Below are 18,130 nucleotides of genomic sequence, written 5' to 3' on the forward strand. Positions count from 1 at the left end.
CTCTATGGAAAACATCACACTCTCCCTCCCCGCCGGTCGCCGCCTCAGCGGCAGAGCGCTGGCCGGGGTCGTCGGTTCCGGTGATATGGAAGTGCTGTTCACCGCCGCCGATGAACCGACGCTGACTATCGACATTACCACCTCCGTGGACAACAGCACCGCCCGCTGGCAGGCGCTGTTTGAGCGCCTGAACCTGATTAGCGGTCTGCCGGGCGGCAGGCTGGTTATCCACGACTTCGGCGCCACGCCGGGCGTAGCCCGCATCCGCATCGAACAGGTTTTTGAAGAGGTGAGCCATGCGTAACGATCCGAGCTTTATTGAATTACGGGCCCGCGAGCGCGCCCGCGCCCTGCTGGACGACGGCAGCTATCGCGAACTGCTCGATCCCTTTGAAGGCATTATGTCCCCGTGGCTGGCGCCGCAGGGCGTGGTGCCGCAGTCCGACGACGGCATGGTGGTGGCCCGGGGAACCATTAACGGCCAGTCCGCGGTAGTGATTGCCATCGAAGGCACCTTCCAGGGCGGCAGCATGGGCGAAGTCTCCGGCGCCAAAATGGCGGCGGCCCTTGAGCTGGCGGCGGAAGATAACCGCAGCGGCATTCCGACCCAGGCGGTGCTGTGCCTCGAAACCGGCGGCGTGCGTCTGCAGGAGGCCAACCTGGGGCTGGCGGCGATTGCCGATATCCACGCGGCCATTGTCGATCTGCGCCGCTACACGCCGGTGATCGGCATCGTTGCCGGGACCGTCGGCTGCTTCGGCGGCATGTCGATTGCCGCCGCCCTGTGCAGCTATCTGATTGTCACCCGCGAGGCGCGCCTTGGCCTCAACGGCCCGCAGGTTATCGAGCAGGAAGCGGGCATTGAGGAGTACGACTCCCGCGACCGGCCGTTTATCTGGAGCATGACCGGCGGCGAAATTCGCGCCGCAAGCGGCCTGGTGGATGCCCTGGTCGATGACGGCATCAGCGCCGTGAAAACCGCCATGCACGATGCCATCGCCAAAGGCGTACCGGCGCAGCACCGCAGCGATAAATATGCCGATTTTCTGACCCGGCTGACGAGCTTTGATACCCGTCAGCAGGCGGACACGGCGCAGATCAAACAGCTTTTTGCCGGGGAGGTGAAATGATGACGAAGCTCAACAGCCGGGGCGCCGTATGGCTGGATAAGCTCGCCCCCAACGCGCCGCGCATGGGCGGCCTGTGCCCTTCCGTTCAGGTTGCCGACGGCGAACTTAACGGCGAAACCGTGCGTTTTATTGCCGTGGTGCCGGACGCCGACAACCACTTCCCGCGCGCCGCCAAAGGCGAAGTGGGCCTGCTGGAAGGCTGGACGCTGGCGAAGGTAGTCAATGAGACCATCGACGCGGATAAAAACGCCGGCGTCAAGCGCCCGATTGTGGCAGTGATCGACGTCCCGAGCCAGGCCTACGGCCGCCGCGAAGAGGCGTTCGGCATTCACCAGGCGCTGGCGGGCGCCGCGGGCGCCTACGCCAGGGCGCGCCTGGCGGGCCATCCGGTGATCGGCCTTATCGTCGGCAAGGCGATGTCCGGCGCGTTTCTCGCCCACGGCTACCAGGCCAACCGCCTGATCGCCATCAATGACCAGGGCGTACTGGTGCACGCGATGGGCAAGGCCTCCGCCGCGCGCATTACCCTGCGCACCGTCGAGGCGCTGGAGAGGCTGGCGGCGACCATTCCGCCGATGGCCTACGACATCAGCAACTACGCCACCCTCGGTCTGCTCTCCGATCTGCTGAACGTCAGCAACCCGGACGCGCCGTCAGATGCCGATCTGGCGCTGGTGGAAATCAGCGTGCAGAAAGCAATTACCGATGCCCGTCAGGATCCCAGCCTGAAGTGCCGCCTCGGGGCGGAAAACCGCCGCAGTTCGGCGCTGGTGCGCGAGAAAATGCGCGCCGCCTGGTAAGCATCAGAAGTACATAAAAAAAGACCTGCCGAAAGCAGTCCGACCGGGGCACCTCGCGGTGCCCCACGGTTTCGGTCGCTTTTAGAAAACTATAACCATCGCGACAGTTCTCTCTTTTTATCTACAGGTGATCTATGACATACGTAATAATTCATGCCCTCGCACCCATTTTTATTATCATGCTGCTCGGCTTCTGGGCCGGTAAAGCCGGCATGGTGGACAATAAAAACGTTTCCCTGCTCAATATCTTTGTGATGGATTTTGCCCTGCCCGCCGCGCTGTTCAGCGCGACCGTGCAGACACCGTGGGCCGGCATCGTCGCCCAGTCGCCGCTGATCGTGGTACTGACCGGCGCGATGTGGATCACTTATGCCGCCATCTATTTTCTGGCGACCGGCGTGTTTAAAAAATCGCCGCAGGACGCCGCCGTACTGACGCTGACCGTGGCCCTGCCGAACTACGCTGCGCTCGGCCTGCCGATCCTCGGCAGCGTGCTGGGCGAAGGCTCCGCCACCTCGCTTTCCGTGGCGGTCTCTATCGCCTGCGGTTCGGTGCTGATGACCCCGTTTTGCCTGCTGATCCTCGAACGTGAGAAGGCGCTTGCCGCCGGTGAAAACAGCGGCTCAACCCTGGCGATGCTGCCGGTGCTGATGTGGCGCTCGCTGAAAAAGCCTATCGTGCTCGGTCCGCTGCTGGGGGTTGTCCTCTCCGCTATCGGCATCAAAATGCCGGATCTGCTGCTGGCCTCCATTAAGCCGCTGGGGCTTTCCGCCACCGCCGCCGCGCTGTTTCTGACCGGGGTGATCCTCTCGGCCCGCAGGCTGAAGCTGAACGCGATGGTCGGCATCGCCACCGTGACCAAGCTGCTGATCCAGCCCTTTATCGCCTGGGGCATCGTTCTGGCCTTCGGCCTGCACGGCGCCGTCGCCATCACCGCGATCCTGATGATTGCGCTCTCCGCCGGTTTCTTCGGCGTGGTGTTCGGCAACCGCTTCGGCGTGCAGTCCCCGGATGCAGAAGCGGTGCTGCTGTTAAGCTCCGTTCTGTGTATCCTTTCTCTACCGCTGTTTATTACCTTAACCTCAGGTATCTGATATGACCTACGCGCCGCAACCGCACGACCTGCTCTGGCTCAACGCCGCCGCTGACCTGCTTGACGTTGAAGAGACGTGGGTGACGACCCAGTGGCACCCGGGCCTGCCGGTGGTGGTGCGGCGCGATGTTAACGATGAGGGCGATATTCCGGTCGGCGTGCGCGGCATGAAGCGCGACCAGCGCGCCGCCGGCTGGGTGCGCCCCGCCGCCGTTGTCCGGGCGGTGACGCCGGAGGCGCTGGCGGACCGCCAGCGCCTGCTGCACTCGCCTTTTGTTTCTCAACCGCCCGTTCAGGCGGCGATAACCCTCACCACCTTTGCCTGGCCGTGGCGCTGGGGCATTACCGGCAGCACCGGCTACGCCCTGGCCACCGAAATTCCGGTGCTGCACGCCGACAGCGATCTCGATCTGCTGATCCGCGCCCCACAGCCCCTGACCGACGATGAGCTCAGGCAGTGGCAGGCGCAGGTCGAAAAACTGCCCTGCCGCGCCGATACCCAAGTGGAGACGCCGTTCGGCGCCTTCGCCCTCAACGAGTGGCTGCGCGAAGGGCGGGTGCTGCTGAAAACCGCCGCCGGGCCGCGGCTGACCGCCGCCCCCTGGCGAAGGGAGCCTTAACCATGAAAATCCTCTTTACTTTTCCCGGCCAGGGCACTCAGCGCCCCGGCATGCTGCAGGCCCTTCCCGACGGAGGGGCCATCCTGAGTGAGGCCCGCGCCGTTCTCGGCGATGAGCTTGATACCCTCGACTCGGCTGACGCCCTGCGCCACACCCGCGCGGTGCAGCTCTGCCTGCTGATCGCGGGCGTGGCCTGGGCGAGAGAACTTATCCGCAACGGCGTGAAGCCGGATATTGTCAGCGGACTGTCGATCGGCGCCTATCCGGCGGCGGTCATCGCCGGCGCGCTGCGCTTTGACGACGCCCTGCGGCTGGTGGCCCTGCGCGGTGATTTGATGGAGCGCGCCTATCCCGGCGGCTACGGGCTGACGGCCATTGTGGGCCTGACGCTGGACAGACTTGAAGCGCTAATGGCGGGTAGCGGAACCTACATCGCTAATCTCAACGCTGAGACCCAGATCGTGATAGCCGGACGGGACGACGCGATGAGGCAGGTCGCGCACAGGGCGCTGGATGCGGGGGCCAGCAGAGCGACCCGGCTAGCGGTCAGCGTACCGTCGCACTGCGCGCTGCTCGATAAGCCTGCCGCTGAACTGGCGAAGGCGTTCGAATCTGTGACAGTGTCACGACCATCCTGCGCCTATCTGAGCGGCTCCAGCGCCCGCGTACTGTGGGAGCCGCAGAAAATCGCCGACGATCTGGCCTTTAATATGGCCCGCACCGTGCAGTGGCAGGATGCGATGATCGCCGCCAACCAGCGCGACGCGCGGCTGGCGATTGAGATGCCGCCGGGCAGCGTGCTCACCGGCCTGACGAAGCAGGCGGGCTGGCAGGGCGAGGCGATCTGCCGGGAACGCAACAGCATCGAGGTGGCCCGGCACCTGGCAAAACGCCTCAGTGATTGAGGCTGCGGGCATACATCCGCCCTTCCGCCGCCAGCGCCAGCAGGTCCTGATCGCGCTCGCGGTGGTGGGAATAGACGATGGAGATAAGTTGGCGCATCTGGTAAGACTCCGCCAGCTTCAGCAGCCGGACGTCGTTCTCATACACTTTCTTCATCCGCCCGGGGATCAGCGAAAAGCCGACCCCGGCCTGCACCAGGCTTATCATTGAGAAGATATCGTTTACCCGAGTGACGATCTCCGGCTCAAATCCGGCGACGTGAAACGCCTCCTGAAACCCCGCGTAGGTGGCAAATCCCTCCGCCAGCGACACAAACTTGCGGTCGGCGTAGTCGCGCAGATCGGCCTCCTGCCCGGCGGCCAGATTTTCGCTGGCCGGGGCGGCAAGGAAAATATCGTCGTGAAACAGCGGAATGACGTCGAATTTCGAATCGGTAAACTCGCCGTCGCTGGTGGAGATAAGGATCGCATCCAGCGCGTCATCCTCCAGCATATCCAGCAGCATCTGGTTGGAACCCATCGTCAGATCCAGCTCCAGCTGCGGACGGCGCAGCTTCATGCCCATGATGATCTTCGGCACCGTCTCAAGCGTCAGCGAGTAGAGCGTGCCGATGCGCAGGCGCCCTGTGCCGACGCCCGCCGCTTTGCGCGTCTCGTCGATGCCCTTGCACATCAGCGCCAGCACCTCCTGACCGTACTCCTGCAGCGTATGGGCCGCCGGCAGCGGCAGCAGATTGCGCCCCTTGTGAACGAACAGCGGACAGCCGATCCCCTCCTCCAGCGTGTGCAGCGCCCGGTGGACGCTGACGCTGCTCAGCGCCAGCGCTTCTGCCGTGCGGGCGATGTTGCCTTTTTGCATAAACATCATAAAGACGCTGAGCTTGCGAAAGGTGATGTCCTGGCTGATGTTGTCTTTCATTGAGGGTCGCTGTGGATCAAAGAATGAGGCGACAAAGTGTAGCGTAAATCCCGCGTACGGCCCTTAAGCCACATCATAAACGGCATAAATAAACTGCCCGCCATATGGCCTGTCGCAGTACCTTTGATAAATCCGCTACCATCAAGCATGATGACTCCTCATCGGATGCACTTAAGCACAAACGCATAATAAACGCTTAGCGCTACTATTACTGGATAGTGTGGGCACCGCACGCACGGCTCCAGATAGAGAGGTGATTATGGAACTACACTCCGAGCGGCTTTACTACCGGCCGGTCTGTGAAGAAGACCTGGCAGATCTTTTCAGGATCTACGGCGACCCGGCGACCAATACCTATAATCCCGCCGGGCCCTATCCCGACCTCGCCTACACCGAGGGCGTGCTCGGACGCTGGCTGGCGCAGTGGCGCTCCGATGGCTTCGGCTGCTGGGCTATTATGCTGCGCAGCGCGCCGGACAAGACGATCGGCTTTGGCGGCCTCAGCGTGCGCGATACGGGAGAGATCAAAATCAACAACCTCGGCTTTCGCTTCGAGACCGGCGTCTGGGGCCAGGGGCTGGCTACGGAGCTTTCCTGCTTTGCCATCGACCACGGATTCAGAACCCTCTCGCTGCCGGAGATTTCGGCCGTGGTGCGCAGAAACCACCTCGCCTCCCAGCGGGTGCTGCAGAAGTCGGGGCTGTGCTATAGCCGGGAAATCAGCGACCTTGCCGATCTGCCCCCGAGCCTGCTGTTTACGCTAACCCGCGAAAGCTGGCTTAAAAATCTTCATCAGGAGCGGGAGAAACTGCGTGCTGGCGGGGCTTAATCATCTGACGCTTGCCGTGCACGACGTAACGGTCAGCGCGGCATTTTATCGCGATCTGCTGGGATTTACGCTGCGCGCGACCTGGGACGGCGGCGCCTACCTGTCGCTGGGCGAGCTCTGGCTCTGCCTTTCTCTTGATGAGGTAGATGACAGGCGGGACTATACCCACTACGCCTTTACGCTGCCGGAAGATGCGCTGGCGGCGTTTCGCGCCCGACTGCTGGACGCGGGCGTGATTGAGTGGAAAACAAACAAGAGCGAGGGGGCATCGTTCTATTTTCTCGATCCCGACGGGCACCGGCTTGAGGCCCACAGCGGTGACCTGCAGAGCCGCCTGGCAGCATGCCGCGAGGCGCCCTATGCGGGGATGGTGTTTTACTGACGCGAGGTGCGATTAGGGTCAGATCTGCGCCCCCTGCTCATCGCTGTGATAGAGGCAGGCGCATCCTCAACATAACCGACCGGCGAGACTGATGACTTTCAGATTTTGCACGCTTTTGCTGACTTCTCTTTGATCCCTTCGGGGGTTTTCTGCTGTAAACTCACGTATTATCCTTCATCCTTTTGTCCATTCCCGGACAGCGTTCCTTCTGAGTTCAGAGGCACTTCTATTATGACCTGGCAACACTTCAAACAGGCCTGGCTGGTAAAATTCTGGTCGCCCGTTCCCGCGGTTATCGCCGCCGGCATTCTCTCTACCTACTACTTCGGCCTCACCGGCACCTTCTGGGCGGTAACCGGCGAGTTCACCCGCTGGGGCGGTCAGCTGCTGCAGCTGGCGGGCGTGCATACCGAGCAGTGGGGCTACTATAAGCTGATTCACCTCGACGGCACGCCGCTGACCCGCATCGACGGAATGATGATCATCGGCATGTTCGGCGGCTGCTTCGCCGCCGCCCTGTGGGCCAACAACGTCAAGCTGCGCCTGCCCCGGAGCCGCAGGCGCATCTTTCAGGCCATTGCGGGCGGCATCATCGCCGGCTTCGGCGCGCGGCTGGCGATGGGCTGTAATCTGGCGGCCTTTTTTACCGGCATCCCGCAGTTCTCGCTCCACGCCTGGTTCTTTGCCATCGCCACGGCGATCGGGTCATGGTTCGGCGCCCGCTTTACGCTGCTGCCGTTCTTTCGCATTCCGGTAAAGCTGCAGAAGGTTTCGGCCGCCTCGCCGCTGACCCAGAAACCAGACCAGGCCCGGCGCCGCTTTCGCCTCGGGATGCTGGTCTTTATCGCCATGATCGGCTGGGGGCTGCTGACGGTGGCCGACCATCCCAAGCTCGGGCTGGCAATGCTGTTCGGCATCGGCTTCGGGCTGCTGATTGAGCGGGCGCAGATCTGCTTCACGTCGGCGTTCCGCGATCTGTGGATCACCGGGCGCACCCACATGGCGAAGGCGATTATCTTCGGCATGGCGGCGAGCGCCATCGGCATCTTCAGCTACGTGCAGCTCGGCGTGGCGCCGAAAATCATGTGGGCGGGCCCCAACGCGGTTATCGGCGGACTGCTGTTTGGCTTCGGCATCGTGCTGGCGGGCGGCTGTGAAACCGGCTGGATGTACCGCGCCGTCGAGGGGCAGGTGCACTACTGGTGGGTCGGGCTGGGCAACGTTATCGGCTCAACGATTCTGGCGTACTACTGGGATGACCTCTCGCCCGCGCTGGCCACCCGCTGGGATAAGGTCAATCTGCTGAGCGCCTTCGGCCCGCTGGGCGGGCTGCTGGTGACCTATTTACTGCTGGCGCTTGCCCTGCTGCTGATTATCGGCTGGGAGAAGCGCTTTTTTCGCCGCCAACCTTCCACCGCCGCAACGATTAAGGAGAACATATGAAACAGAGAGCGCCTGATTACCGTCTCGATATGGTGGGCGAACCCTGCCCTTATCCTGCCGTGGCAACGCTGGAAGCCATGCCGTCGCTGAAAAAGGGTGAGATTCTGGAAGTGGTGAGCGACTGTCCGCAGTCGATCAACACGATCCCGCTGGACGCCAGAAACCACGGCTATACGGTGCTGGATATTCAGCAGGACGGGCCGACGATCAGATATTTGATTCAGAAATAATTAGCTAACGCGTCGGCCCGATAGCGGGCCGACGTCAGGTTGAGTCTGCCTCAGTGGCGAGGATGACTACCAGAATTGAGCGGCAGGAGGTAGCGCGACTCGCAGCCCGGGATGCTAGCGCAGCGATATTTATGCGGCGGAATATCAAAATGTTTCCTGAACGTCCGGGTCAGGGTCTGCTGTGACTCGAACCCGAAGCGCTCTGCCAGGCAGAGGATCGGCTCATCGCTGTGCCGGAGCCTGCGCGCAATTTCGGTGAGTTTGCGGCTGCGGATATACTGTCCCAGCGAGTGGCCGGTCTCTTTCTTGAACATTCTCTGCAGGTGCCATTTTGAGTAGCCGGACCGCTCTGAAACCCTGTCCAGCGACAGCGAAGACTCCAGGTTATCTTCGATCCATTTCAGAACACCGTGAATTGTGATGGCGTCATTATTCCTTCTGGTCATCATCTCTCCCTTTCTTTCATTTACATTTTGCGGCGTCATATGGTCGTACCGCAGGCAACACTCCCTTATGTTGTACATCGGCAATTATCCGATCGGCGATGCTGTCAGACAATCCGACGTTTATTGTAGGACTCATCTGCCCCGCGCGCTGAGGCGAGGATAAAGATGACTCAGGGCGGCCTGACGGCCGCCCTGAGTGAGCGTTAACAATGCAACCGGCCCGATATCAGCCCAAATCGCCGCCCGCCACGGGCAGCGTCACGCCGGTGATATAGCTGGCCTCATCGCTGGCCAGGAAGAGGATGGCGTTCGCCTGCTCCTCAAGGGTGCCGTAGCGGCGCATCAGACTGCTCTGCGTGGTCTGATCGACCACCTGCTGATACCACGCCTGCTCCTGCGGGGTCGGCGTCTCCTCGTTGCGCGGCGTAAGGCGCCGGGGCGCCTCGGTTCCGCCGGGCGCCACGGCGTTGATGCGGATCCCCTGTTCGCTGTACTCCATCGCGATTGAGCGCGTCAGGGCATTGACCCCGCCTTTCGCGGCCGAGTACGGAACCCGGTTGACGCCGGCGGTCGCCACGGAGGAGATGTTCACAATGCTGCCCTTCCCCTGTTTGAGCATCCACGGCAGCGCTGCCCGACAGCCCCAGAGTGTCGGAAACAGCGAGCGGCGGATCTCTTTTTCAATTTGCTCCGGCTGATACTCGGCAAACGGGCGGGCCCAGATAGTGCCGCCAACATTATTAATCAGCACATCGAGGCGGCCAAAGTGCGTCACGCCGGCGGTAAACGCCTCCTGCGCGCTCTGCCACTGCTCCATATCCGCTTCCAGCGCCAGCACGTCGCTGCCTGAGGCTTTTAGCTGGTTCGCCAGCTCGTGAACGTGGCGGGAGCGATCGATCAGTAAAAGACGCGCGCCTTCGCGGGCAGCCTGCTCCGCCGTCTGGCGACCAATTCCCTGCGCGGCCCCGGTGATGGCAACCACTTTATTTTCAAATCGCATCTTGTCTCCTTATGCCGCCGCGCTCTGGCTGGCGATGAATTTTTCATACCAGAAGCCGCCGGGCGTGATGCCCCGGTCGCGCAGCGCGGCCGATACGGCATTGACCATGGGCGGCGGTCCGCAGAGATAAATATCGACGTCGCCCTCGTTCAGCATCGCCTCATCAAGATGTTCGGTGACGAAGCCCCGCTGCGGACAGGCGCTTTCAGCGTCGGCCACCACCGGCAGCCAGCGATAGCCCGGCAGCCGCTGGGTAAACGCCTCCAGCGCGTCGGTTTTGACCAGATCGCAATCGCGGGTAACGCCGTACAGCAGCGTGATGGGCCTGCGGCTCTCCTGCCCGGCCAGGGTCTGCAGCATCGACAGCAGCGGCGCCAGTCCGGTCCCGCCCGCCAGCAGCAGCAGCGGCCGCTCTCCGTCTCTCAGATAAAAACTGCCCATCGGGCCGCTCAGGGTCAGGCGATCGCCCGCGCGGGCCTGTCGGGTCAGCCACTGGCTCATGACCCCGCCCGGGACGTTGCGAATAAGGAATCGTCCCTCCCGGCTGCCGGGGAGCGAACTAAACGAGTAGGCGCGCACCTGCGTTGAGCCGGGGACCTGGATGTTAATATACTGCCCCGGCAAAAATGCCAGCGGTTCATCAAGCTGCACCACCAGCTCAATCGCCGTGTCGGAGAGTAAACTGACCTCCACGACATCCGCGCCGGTGGTTGCCAGCGCCGTTTTACACTGGGCGGCGGCGACCGGTACCTCGATGACGCAGTCGCTGTTCGGGATCATCTGACAGGTCAGTACCCGGCGTTCGTCCGCCTCTTCTTCACTTAGCGCCTCTTCGAGATAGTCATCGCCAAGGTCATATTCGCCGCTCACGCACTGGCATTTACAGGTTCCGCAAACGCCGTCCGAGCAGTCCATCGGCAAATTGACTTTCTGCCGATAGGCGGCATCGAGCACTTTTTCGCCCGCGTTACACTCGATGAATCGGGTCACGCCATCTTCAAAATTAAGCGCAATGTTAAACGTCATAACCACCTCTTAAATATGGTAAACGTCAATGACCTGACGGATGTAATCATTGTTCAGGCGCACGGTTTTGCGTACGATCTGCGGCTTATCGTTGTGCTCAGCCAGCGTGCAGATCGTCGATCCGAAGTAGGCATCGGTGTGCTGGTAGCGGTAGTTATAGGTAACCCAGCTGTAGCGCACCTCCACCCCCTGCGCGTTCTCGCCCAGCAGCTCGACGTTGCTTATGATGTGCGTCGTGCGCGGCTCAGGCGTACTGGCGCCCGAGCGCTCGGTTTTTATGCGGTAGACCCTGTCCTCAAGTCCTTCCCGGTTCGGATAGTAAATCAGCGACAGCTCGCGCTGCGGATCGGTGGTCAGCCTGTCGTCATCGCTCCAGGCGGGCATCCAGAACACCACATCCGGGCTGTAGCAGGTCAGCCACTCGTCCCACTGGCGGTCATCGAGCAGGCGGGCTTCGTAGTAGAGGAACTGGCGGACGGTTTCGAGATTAAGCATCACGCCACCTCCACGCGCTGGGTGATCGAGGCGTCATAGCGCTGCTGCTCTTTCTCCAGCGCATCCAGCATCACCGTTTGCCAGTGGTGGTGGTGAGCGATATAGAGCGCTTCGTCCTCAGATTTGACGCCGCTCATGATCGGCGCAAAACCGGCGTGCTGCGCATGTTCATCCGGCCCTTCAACCCAGCGCACCGCCCCGCGGCTCAGGTCGCTCCACGGCAGATTCTCGCCGAGATAGCCGCGCTGGCAGGCGCTGAACTCCTCAAGATCGTCCGGCGTCCCCATGCCGCTAACGTTAAAGAAATCCTCATACTGGCGGATACGCAGCGCCCGGTCTGCGCCTGACTCGCCTTTTGGCGCGAAGCACCAGATGGTGACTTCGGTTTTATCCACCGAAATGGGGCGTATCACGCGGATCTGCGTTGAAAACTGATCCATTAAATAGACATTGGGGTAGAGGCACAGATTACGGGTTTCATTGACCATCAGATCCGCGCGGCGCTCACCGAATTCAGCTTCCAGGCGTTCGCGCTGGGCGTAGACCGGGCGCACCTCCGGGTTCATCACCCGGGTCCACAGCAGCATATGGCCGTTGTCAAAACCGTAGCCGCCGCCGGTGCTTTTCGACCAGCCGTTGGCATCCACCGTATGCGTCCCCGCGGCTTCATAGTTGCGGCGGGACATGGTCGAGGCGTAGTTCCAGTGCACCACGCTGACGTGATAGCCGTCGGCGCCGTTCTCCGCGCCGAGCTTCCAGTTGCCTTCATAGACATAGCTGGAGGAGCCGTTCAGCACCTCCAGCCCGTCCGCCGCCTGATCGACAATCAGATCGATAATCTTGCAGGTTTCCCCCAGATAATCCTGCAGGGGCTGGACGTCGTCGCTGAGGCTGCCGAATAAAAATCCGCGGTAGGAGGCAAAGCGCGGCAGTTTTTTCAGGTCATGGGAGCCCTCGTGCTTGAAGTTATCCGGGTAACCGCCGGTGCTCTCATCTTTGGCCTTCAGCAGCTTGCCGTTATTGCTGAACGTCCAGCCGTGGAAGGGGCAGGTAAATGAATTTTTATTGCCTTTTTTACGCCGGCAAAGCATCGCCCCGCGGTGGGCGCAGCTGTTGATCAGCGCGTGGAGTTCATTCTTTTTGTCCCTGGTAATAATGACCGGCTGGCGGCCCAGCGTCAGGGTATAATAATCGCCCGGCTCCGGGATCTGGCTTTCGTGGGCAAGAAAAACCCAATTACCTTCAAAGATATACTTCATTTCCAGATTAAATAACTGCTCGTCGGTAAATATCGAACGGTGGCAACGGTAAATATGGTTATCGCGATCGGCAATTAACGCATTGCTGACTCGGTCTTTAAGCGCTGAGATCATTTTTTGCATGAGTCAGGTCCTCCTGCATGCGGCAGAATAAAATCGGTGATAAATGAAATTGTGCTCTGGCGCCTGCGCCGGGGCAGGCGAATACGGCGAGGCTATTCGCCTACGCGGGGCCGGTTGATGCGCTGCTCCTCATCGACGCTGAGCGCCTCCGGGAGCGTGAAGTCAAAGCGCACTTCCGTGTGTTCGCCCTCCAGGCCGCGCGCCTCAATCAGGCTCCGGTCCGTGACTTTCAGCGGATCGGCAATCAGCCCCTCCCGCGTCGCAAAGGCAAAATCGTCCCAGAGGTATTTATCGCCGCTGAGGTTTATCTGACTGGTTAAATGCCGGTAGCCCGGCGCGGAGACAAAAAAGTGTATGTGTGCCGGGCGGTTACCGTGGCGGCCCAGCAGATTAAGCAGCTTCTGCGTGGGGCCTTCCGGCGGGCAGCCATAGCCCGAAGGGACAATACTGCGCACGCTATAGCGACCATCGGCCCCGGTGCGGATGCGGCGGCGTAAATTGTATTCGCTCTGGCTTTTATCAAAGAACGAATAGTTTCCCAGCGTGTTGGCATGCCAGATATCGACAATCGCATTGGCAATAGGCTCTCCGTGGGTATTGTTTACCTGTCCGTGCAGCCACATCACCTCACCGCGGTCCCGGCCGTCGTCCATCCGGGCAAAGCCTTCGCTCAGCGGCGAGTTCGCCACATACAGCGGCCCCTCAATGGTGCGCGGCGTACCCTCAACGCCATGGCTCGCCGCGTCGATAGCCTCCTGACGCAGGTCGAGGAAATGCTCCAGTCCCAGCCCCGCCGCCAGCAGGGCCGCCTCTTTCTGGCCTCCAAGCTCGTGGAGGTAATTCACGCCGTGCCAGAACTCCTCTTCGCTGATGTTGTACTCCTCAATCAGCCCGCAGATGTTTTCCAGCAGTTGATGAACAATGGCTTTTACCCGCTCATCTCCCGCCGGCGCGTTGAGTCCGGCCCCTTCACGCAGCAGCGATTGAATCTCAGGCTGCCGGATAAACGACAATTTTTGTGAAACTACATTGCTCATAAATGCCTCACGTCTCTTCTTGTGCAGGGTCTCGATTTCCGTATGCAATCGTGTTTTTTCACCATAGGTCCCATAACCGATGGTTAACAAACCAATAACCATAAGTGACTTAATCCTGACAATAGGGCGCAGTTTGGGCACTGACAACGGCGATAATCGAAGTTTTGTGCGATTATCGACGTGATTGTTATATTAAGGTTAATAGTGTGATCGGTGTGGTAAAATCATCACACAAGATCCGCGTACTCTTTTTTCGCCTTATAGTGGTATTCCGGTGAGCAGATGAAATTCGTCGATGGAGAGGGATAACATGGCCGATAAACACACACCCGACCACACGCGTGTGCAGGTCACTCAAAACCCCAATTTTATGCTGTCGCTGGCCCGCGGGCTTGAGGTACTGAATGCATTCACGCCCCAGCGTCAAAGGCTGACCATTTCCCAGCTCAGTCAGAAAACGCAAATTTCGCGCGCCGCGGTGCGCCGCTGCCTCTATACGCTGGCGGCGCTCGGGATGGTTCACAGTCCCGACGGTCGCAGCTACGAACTTCTTCCCCGCGTACTGGCGGTAGGCCACGCCTACCTTGCCGGCACGCCGCTGGCGAAGGTGGCGCAGCACGCGCTGGATGGCCTCAGTAAGCACCTTCATCAATCCTGCTCCGCCGCCACGCTGGATGGCGATAATATTCTCTACATTGCCCGCGCGGCGGTGAATAATCTGCTGAGTGTCGATATCGGCCGCGGAAGCCGCCTGCCGGCATGGGCAACCTCGATGGGACGCGTGCTGCTGAGCGCCCTGCCGCAGGAGCAGCTGGAATTGGCGCTGACGCGTGCCAGCTTAGTACGCTACACGCCGCACACCCTGTGCGATATCCCGGGTCTTCGTGATGAGATAGCCAGAGTCAGGATGCAGGGGTACGCGCTGGCTGACAGGCAAATAGAGCTTGGGCTGTGCTCTCTGGCGGTTCCCCTGCTCTCCCGCGGCGGTCAGGTTATCGCGGCGCTCAACGTCGGCGTCCCGGCGACGTCGATGACCCCTGATGCCCTCAAGGATACGGCGCTTGCCCCGCTGCGCTACGCCGCAATGGAACTGTCGCTGCAGCTGTAGCTCAGGCGGGAGGTTGAGGAGGCTTACCGTCCCCTTTGGTTGGCTCAGGTATGATGTCGAAGAGGTTTTATCCTATGGAAGCTGGCGAGATTGCATCCTTTTTATGCAGCACATTTGGCCTGCAGAATAATAAGGCACCGGCCTTCAGCAAGGGGTGCGGTTCGCTGCGCTATATCACCACGCCGTGCGGCGTGTTTGCCGATATTGATAAATTTAATCATACGATTGTTCCCGTACCGACTGCACAATATGGCGAGCGGCTGGTATTCAAACTGGTGGTTGACGGGGAGATCTGCATCAGAAATCGGGCAGGCGAACAGTGGCTGGCCCGCGGTTCGTTATTTCTCACCACGCTGACGCCTGGCTATGAGGAGTCGTTCACCTCGCCGGGAACGCTCTTTGCCATTGCCTGCGAGAAGCATCGCTGCCAGAGGATAATGCCGCTGCTCAGAAGGGATAATGGCGTCGCGATGCAGCTTAACCATAGCGACTTTCAGTATCTGACCCAGCTTATCAATCACTATATTGATAACGGCGGGAAAATAAGCAGCGCGCTTTCCACCGTGAATAGCGAAATGATCATCGCCCTTCTCGGCGAGATGCTACTTCAGAGCCCGCCCCCCAGACAGGCCCGCCTGACGGCCAGAAACCACAACATTATTGCCATCGAGTCCTATATCTCGGAGCATCTTCATAATCCGCAGTTGGACGCGAATAGGGTCTCTGAAGGCGTTCGCCTGAGCGTTAATTATATTAATCGGCTGCTGGCTGAGGATAATCTCTCGCTCATGAAGCTGGTGTGGCAGCGCAGGCTGGACGAGGCAAAAATGTTACTGCAGACCCCGGCAATGCAGCACCTGCAGCTGGCAGAAATCGCCTGGCAGTGCGGCTTTCGCAGCCAGTCGCATTTCTGTCAGGCTTTCAAAAAACGCTTTGGCGCCACGCCGAAAGCAGTACGGGCCGCTCACCTGGACTGATAGCGCTTACGACGCCCGCACGGTGCGTATTGAGCGGACGTGGGAGTAAATATCAAAGCTGAATTTTCCGTGATATTTACCGATGCCCGACGGGCCAATTCCGCCAAACGGCAGTTCACTCGACAGAACATGGGTCATAATATCGTTGATCTGCGCATCTCCCGATTGCACGGTTTTAATGAACGACAGGGCCTTCTCCGTATCCCTGCTGAAGATATATAGCGCAAGCGGCCGGGCGTGGTAGCGGATAATATTCTCCCGGCACTCCGTAAGGTCCCTGTAGGTGACAACCGGCAAAATCGGACCAAAGATCTCCTCCTGCATCAGGGCGTCGTCCCAGCCCACGCGGCTGACGACGGTGGCCGAAAATTGCCTTGTCGCTTCGCTGTACTCGCCGCCGGTTTCCACGTTACCGCGCGTCTGCTGCAGATAACCTGCCAGTTTCTGGATTTGCCGGCTATTAACGATTTTGCCGATACTTTGCTGCCCATACGCGGCGGCAACCCGCGCCGTCAGCCGGGAGACTATCTCATCATGCCTGTCTTCAGGTACCAGAAGATAATCCGGCGCCACGCAGGTCTGGCCGCTATTCAGATACTTGGCAAACAGCAGGCGCTCAATCAGATGGTCAATGTCCGCGTCGTCAAAGACCACCACCGGGCATTTGCCCCCCAGCTCCAGTACGACGGGAGCAAGCTGCTCCGCCGCCGCTTTCATAACGATTTTCCCGACCTGCGGGCTGCCGGTAAAGAAATAGAAGTCAAAGGGCTTCGCGAGTAATAGCTCGTTTTCTTTTCTTCCGCCCTCCACTACGGCCACATAAGCGGGCGGGAATGAGAGATCGATAATCTTTTTGATGATTTTCGAGGTCTCTGGGGTGGCTTCCGAGGGCTTGAGGATCGCCGTATTTCCCGCCGCAATGGCGCCCACCAGCGGCGTCAGCGTCAGATTAAACGGATAGTTGAAGGGACCGATCACGTAGCACACGCCAAACGGCTCGCGGCAGATACGCCCTTCAGATCCGGCCAGCGTACCGCTCAGCATAAATACATCATCACGGGCCCACTGCGCGAGCCCCTCAAGGGCACTGTCAATCTCTTCCACGACCGCGCCAATTTCCACCCGATCAACGATCTCCGGCGTTTTCCCGAGATCGCTCTCAAGCGCCGTATATATGTGTTGACGATGCTGGAAAATGACCTCTTTTAATTTCCGTAACGCCGCCAGGCGCACCGCGAGATCGCGCGTCTTGCCGGCATAAAACCAGGCTTTCTGCTGTTTAAAAATATCATCGATCGCATTTTCACTATTCATAGACTTTCTCTGCGTAATTTAAAAGACATACAGGAATCTGAGATTCACGCCGCTATCTTTCCGATAGCCGCTGTTAACATCAACATCGTGAATAAGTTGCGTACTCACCTGAAAATGACCGGCAAACAGCTGTTGATACTCAAGACGAAGCTGCTGCGATGACGTTTTACTGTCACTGTAATCATTATCGATATACTGCCGCCCGCCCATCAGTACCGAATAGCCGAGCGCGATTTTCTGCCGCGGGTTCAGGTCATAGCGTAGGTTGGTCTGCACTTGATAGGTGGGATGCTGCTTCAGCGTCTGGTGGCCATCATTGCCCGCATCGGTATTATGGCCATAGAATACCGAGTCCTGATAAAGCTCAAGGCTAAATTTATCATAAATGGGTTCGACCCAGCCTAACTGCAAATCGAATTTATAGCGGTTTTCACCGATATTGATATTACGATGCCGGTCATATTTTCCCAGCGGTACGGTCAGTAATGGCGTTACGCCAAAATAGCGTCCGATATAGCCCGCCGTCGGCTGGTTGACTAACCAGAATGTAGCCCCAATTATCGGGTCACTAAATCCGGTCGCATTCCCTAACGACTGCCCGTTAACGCTGGCATTTCTGACGCTACCGTAAGGAATGAGTATCTGCGGATCGACGATAATCCCGCCAATCTCAGCGTAGTGGATCAGACGCAGGATCGACATTTCCGTTCTGAGATATCCCTCCTGCTTTTTTCCCTGCTGATAGTAGTGATTAGCCTCGCTGTACTGCAGATACAGGGCCGCTAAATTCGTCCCCGCCGGCATCGCATCATAATCGCCGGCATTGATATCCACGGCGCAGGCGCCCGTGGCATACAGCGCGCTGGCACATCCCAGTAATGCTGGAAGGATAACCGATTTCATTATATTTATTCCCGAATAGAGTAAACAGGCAGCTGGTAAGAGTAATGACAACATCAATCTAACAATAATTAAACATGGTTTTTTAGCGTCCTGT

Annotated in this window: 22 protein-coding genes; 12 read left to right on the forward strand and 10 right to left on the reverse strand. The window is 59.6% G+C overall.

From position 1 onward, the window contains the following. The first annotated feature begins 4 nt into the window (after positions 1-4). The 6 genes from mdcC to mdcH all read left to right on the forward strand — a co-directional run bounded on the left by mdcC (position 5) and on the right by mdcH (position 4,548). A complete protein-coding gene (gene mdcC, locus ENGE1_RS16310) occupies positions 5-304 on the forward strand; it encodes a malonate decarboxylase acyl carrier protein (RefSeq protein WP_043083819.1) in 300 nt (99 codons plus the stop codon). Continuing rightward, complete coding sequence (locus ENGE1_RS16315; RefSeq protein WP_043083818.1) at positions 297-1,130, forward strand: biotin-independent malonate decarboxylase subunit beta; 834 nt, start codon at positions 297-299, stop codon at positions 1,128-1,130. Before mdcC ends, ENGE1_RS16315 begins: the two co-directional genes overlap by 8 nt. Then, positions 1,130-1,930: a biotin-independent malonate decarboxylase subunit gamma gene (gene mdcE, locus ENGE1_RS16320; protein WP_048254321.1), complete on the forward strand. Its 801-nt coding sequence runs from the start codon at positions 1,130-1,132 to the stop codon at positions 1,928-1,930. Before ENGE1_RS16315 ends, mdcE begins: the two co-directional genes overlap by 1 nt. A 134-nt stretch (positions 1,931-2,064) precedes the next feature. Next, on the forward strand, positions 2,065-3,024 hold the full coding sequence (locus tag ENGE1_RS16325) for an AEC family transporter (protein WP_048254264.1): 960 nt from the start codon (positions 2,065-2,067) through the stop codon (positions 3,022-3,024). Between the two features lies 1 nt (position 3,025). Continuing rightward, positions 3,026-3,643: a malonate decarboxylase holo-ACP synthase gene (locus tag ENGE1_RS16330; protein WP_048254262.1), complete on the forward strand. Its 618-nt coding sequence runs from the start codon at positions 3,026-3,028 to the stop codon at positions 3,641-3,643. 2 nt (positions 3,644-3,645) lie between these two features. Continuing rightward, a complete protein-coding gene (mdcH, locus tag ENGE1_RS16335) occupies positions 3,646-4,548 on the forward strand; it encodes a malonate decarboxylase subunit epsilon (RefSeq protein ID WP_048254260.1) in 903 nt (300 codons plus the stop codon). Here the strand turns inward: mdcH and ENGE1_RS16340 are convergent. Then, positions 4,538-5,464 carry a LysR family transcriptional regulator gene (locus ENGE1_RS16340; protein ID WP_043083810.1) on the reverse strand — a complete coding sequence of 309 codons (927 nt, stop codon included), beginning with the start codon at positions 5,462-5,464 and terminating at the stop codon, positions 4,538-4,540. The two genes, mdcH and ENGE1_RS16340, sit on opposite strands and share 11 nt — an antisense overlap. Continuing rightward, on the reverse strand, positions 5,461-5,613 hold the full coding sequence (locus ENGE1_RS28520; protein WP_155731557.1) for a hypothetical protein: 153 nt from the start codon (positions 5,611-5,613) through the stop codon (positions 5,461-5,463). The genes ENGE1_RS16340 and ENGE1_RS28520 overlap by 4 nt, the downstream gene beginning before the upstream one ends. A gap of 110 nt (positions 5,614-5,723) precedes the next feature. On the opposite strand from ENGE1_RS28520, the gene ENGE1_RS16345 reads away from it, so the two are divergent. The 4 genes from ENGE1_RS16345 (at position 5,724) to yedF (ending at position 8,348) form a co-directional block, all read left to right on the forward strand. Beyond that, positions 5,724-6,293: a GNAT family N-acetyltransferase gene (locus ENGE1_RS16345; RefSeq protein WP_045288525.1), complete on the forward strand. Its 570-nt coding sequence runs from the start codon at positions 5,724-5,726 to the stop codon at positions 6,291-6,293. Continuing rightward, on the forward strand, positions 6,277-6,675 hold the full coding sequence (gene fos / locus ENGE1_RS16350; RefSeq protein WP_043083808.1) for a fosfomycin resistance glutathione transferase: 399 nt from the start codon (positions 6,277-6,279) through the stop codon (positions 6,673-6,675). The genes ENGE1_RS16345 and fos overlap by 17 nt, the downstream gene beginning before the upstream one ends. Before the next feature lie 231 nt (positions 6,676-6,906). Further along, complete coding sequence (yedE, locus tag ENGE1_RS16355) at positions 6,907-8,118, forward strand: selenium metabolism membrane protein YedE/FdhT (RefSeq protein ID WP_048254257.1); 1,212 nt, start codon at positions 6,907-6,909, stop codon at positions 8,116-8,118. Next, on the forward strand, positions 8,115-8,348 hold the full coding sequence (gene yedF, locus ENGE1_RS16360; RefSeq protein ID WP_043083804.1) for a sulfurtransferase-like selenium metabolism protein YedF: 234 nt from the start codon (positions 8,115-8,117) through the stop codon (positions 8,346-8,348). The genes yedE and yedF overlap by 4 nt, the downstream gene beginning before the upstream one ends. A gap of 50 nt (positions 8,349-8,398) precedes the next feature. Here the strand turns inward: yedF and marA are convergent, their stop codons facing one another. The 6 genes from marA to catA all read right to left on the reverse strand — a co-directional run bounded on the left by marA (position 8,399) and on the right by catA (position 13,734). Then, complete coding sequence (marA, locus tag ENGE1_RS16365; protein ID WP_048254320.1) at positions 8,399-8,794, reverse strand: MDR efflux pump AcrAB transcriptional activator MarA; 396 nt, start codon at positions 8,792-8,794, stop codon at positions 8,399-8,401. Positions 8,795-9,020: 226 nt separating this feature from the next. After that, positions 9,021-9,794 carry a benzoate diol dehydrogenase BenD gene (gene benD, locus ENGE1_RS16370; protein WP_043083802.1) on the reverse strand — a complete coding sequence of 258 codons (774 nt, stop codon included), beginning with the start codon at positions 9,792-9,794 and terminating at the stop codon, positions 9,021-9,023. Positions 9,795-9,803: 9 nt separating this feature from the next. Beyond that, complete coding sequence (gene benC, locus ENGE1_RS16375) at positions 9,804-10,820, reverse strand: benzoate 1,2-dioxygenase electron transfer component BenC (RefSeq protein ID WP_043083801.1); 1,017 nt, start codon at positions 10,818-10,820, stop codon at positions 9,804-9,806. A 9-nt stretch (positions 10,821-10,829) separates the two neighbouring features. After that, positions 10,830-11,315: a benzoate 1,2-dioxygenase small subunit gene (benB, locus tag ENGE1_RS16380; protein WP_043083800.1), complete on the reverse strand. Its 486-nt coding sequence runs from the start codon at positions 11,313-11,315 to the stop codon at positions 10,830-10,832. Beyond that, positions 11,315-12,697 carry a Rieske 2Fe-2S domain-containing protein gene (locus ENGE1_RS16385; RefSeq protein WP_048254254.1) on the reverse strand — a complete coding sequence of 461 codons (1,383 nt, stop codon included), beginning with the start codon at positions 12,695-12,697 and terminating at the stop codon, positions 11,315-11,317. Before ENGE1_RS16385 ends, benB begins: the two co-directional genes overlap by 1 nt. A 92-nt stretch (positions 12,698-12,789) precedes the next feature. Then, entirely contained in the window at positions 12,790-13,734 is a 945-nt protein-coding gene (gene catA, locus ENGE1_RS16390; protein WP_048254252.1) for a catechol 1,2-dioxygenase, read from the reverse strand. A 295-nt stretch (positions 13,735-14,029) separates the two neighbouring features. Between catA and ENGE1_RS16395 the strand changes: the two genes are divergently transcribed. Both ENGE1_RS16395 and ENGE1_RS16400 read left to right on the forward strand, forming a co-directional pair. Further along, positions 14,030-14,842, forward strand: coding sequence for an IclR family transcriptional regulator domain-containing protein (locus tag ENGE1_RS16395; protein WP_162268898.1), 813 nt, complete (start codon positions 14,030-14,032; stop codon positions 14,840-14,842). A 74-nt stretch (positions 14,843-14,916) separates the two neighbouring features. Then, complete coding sequence (locus ENGE1_RS16400) at positions 14,917-15,819, forward strand: helix-turn-helix transcriptional regulator (protein WP_052097921.1); 903 nt, start codon at positions 14,917-14,919, stop codon at positions 15,817-15,819. A 6-nt stretch (positions 15,820-15,825) separates the two neighbouring features. Here ENGE1_RS16400 and mdlD read toward each other — a convergent pair whose 3' ends face one another. Continuing rightward, entirely contained in the window at positions 15,826-17,133 is a 1,308-nt protein-coding gene (mdlD, locus tag ENGE1_RS16405) for an NAD(P)-dependent benzaldehyde dehydrogenase MdlD (protein ID WP_048254249.1), read from the reverse strand. A gap of 18 nt (positions 17,134-17,151) precedes the next feature. Then, complete coding sequence (locus ENGE1_RS16410; protein WP_043083795.1) at positions 17,152-18,036, reverse strand: transporter; 885 nt, start codon at positions 18,034-18,036, stop codon at positions 17,152-17,154. Positions 18,037-18,130: the final 94 nt, after the last annotated feature.

This window comes from Pluralibacter gergoviae ATCC 33028 = NBRC 105706, from assembly GCF_001598855.1.
GTDB lineage: Bacteria > Pseudomonadota > Gammaproteobacteria > Enterobacterales > Enterobacteriaceae > Pluralibacter > Pluralibacter gergoviae.

What these genes read in the sequence shown, in the direction of transcription:
- catA (WP_048254252.1), bottom strand. Translation starts at nt 13,734, where the DNA reads ATGAGCAATGTAGTTTCACAAAAATTGTCGTTTATCCGGCAGCCTGAG.
- ENGE1_RS16395 (WP_162268898.1), top strand. Translation starts at nt 14,030, where the DNA reads ATGGAGAGGGATAACATGGCCGATAAACACACACCCGACCACACGCGT.
- ENGE1_RS16400 (WP_052097921.1), top strand. Translation starts at nt 14,917, where the DNA reads ATGGAAGCTGGCGAGATTGCATCCTTTTTATGCAGCACATTTGGCCTG.
- mdcE (WP_048254321.1), top strand. Translation starts at nt 1,130, where the DNA reads ATGACGAAGCTCAACAGCCGGGGCGCCGTATGGCTGGATAAGCTCGCC.
- ENGE1_RS16345 (WP_045288525.1), top strand. Translation starts at nt 5,724, where the DNA reads ATGGAACTACACTCCGAGCGGCTTTACTACCGGCCGGTCTGTGAAGAA.
- benB (WP_043083800.1), bottom strand. Translation starts at nt 11,315, where the DNA reads ATGCTTAATCTCGAAACCGTCCGCCAGTTCCTCTACTACGAAGCCCGC.
- mdcH (WP_048254260.1), top strand. Translation starts at nt 3,646, where the DNA reads ATGAAAATCCTCTTTACTTTTCCCGGCCAGGGCACTCAGCGCCCCGGC.
- ENGE1_RS16340 (WP_043083810.1), bottom strand. Translation starts at nt 5,464, where the DNA reads ATGAAAGACAACATCAGCCAGGACATCACCTTTCGCAAGCTCAGCGTC.
- benC (WP_043083801.1), bottom strand. Translation starts at nt 10,820, where the DNA reads ATGACGTTTAACATTGCGCTTAATTTTGAAGATGGCGTGACCCGATTC.
- ENGE1_RS28520 (WP_155731557.1), bottom strand. Translation starts at nt 5,613, where the DNA reads ATGCTTGATGGTAGCGGATTTATCAAAGGTACTGCGACAGGCCATATG.
- yedF (WP_043083804.1), top strand. Translation starts at nt 8,115, where the DNA reads ATGAAACAGAGAGCGCCTGATTACCGTCTCGATATGGTGGGCGAACCC.
- ENGE1_RS16315 (WP_043083818.1), top strand. Translation starts at nt 297, where the DNA reads ATGCGTAACGATCCGAGCTTTATTGAATTACGGGCCCGCGAGCGCGCC.
- ENGE1_RS16325 (WP_048254264.1), top strand. Translation starts at nt 2,065, where the DNA reads ATGACATACGTAATAATTCATGCCCTCGCACCCATTTTTATTATCATG.
- ENGE1_RS16330 (WP_048254262.1), top strand. Translation starts at nt 3,026, where the DNA reads ATGACCTACGCGCCGCAACCGCACGACCTGCTCTGGCTCAACGCCGCC.
- ENGE1_RS16385 (WP_048254254.1), bottom strand. Translation starts at nt 12,697, where the DNA reads ATGCAAAAAATGATCTCAGCGCTTAAAGACCGAGTCAGCAATGCGTTA.
- benD (WP_043083802.1), bottom strand. Translation starts at nt 9,794, where the DNA reads ATGCGATTTGAAAATAAAGTGGTTGCCATCACCGGGGCCGCGCAGGGA.
- mdcC (WP_043083819.1), top strand. Translation starts at nt 5, where the DNA reads ATGGAAAACATCACACTCTCCCTCCCCGCCGGTCGCCGCCTCAGCGGC.
- mdlD (WP_048254249.1), bottom strand. Translation starts at nt 17,133, where the DNA reads ATGAATAGTGAAAATGCGATCGATGATATTTTTAAACAGCAGAAAGCC.
- ENGE1_RS16410 (WP_043083795.1), bottom strand. Translation starts at nt 18,036, where the DNA reads ATGAAATCGGTTATCCTTCCAGCATTACTGGGATGTGCCAGCGCGCTG.
- yedE (WP_048254257.1), top strand. Translation starts at nt 6,907, where the DNA reads ATGACCTGGCAACACTTCAAACAGGCCTGGCTGGTAAAATTCTGGTCG.
- marA (WP_048254320.1), bottom strand. Translation starts at nt 8,794, where the DNA reads ATGACCAGAAGGAATAATGACGCCATCACAATTCACGGTGTTCTGAAA.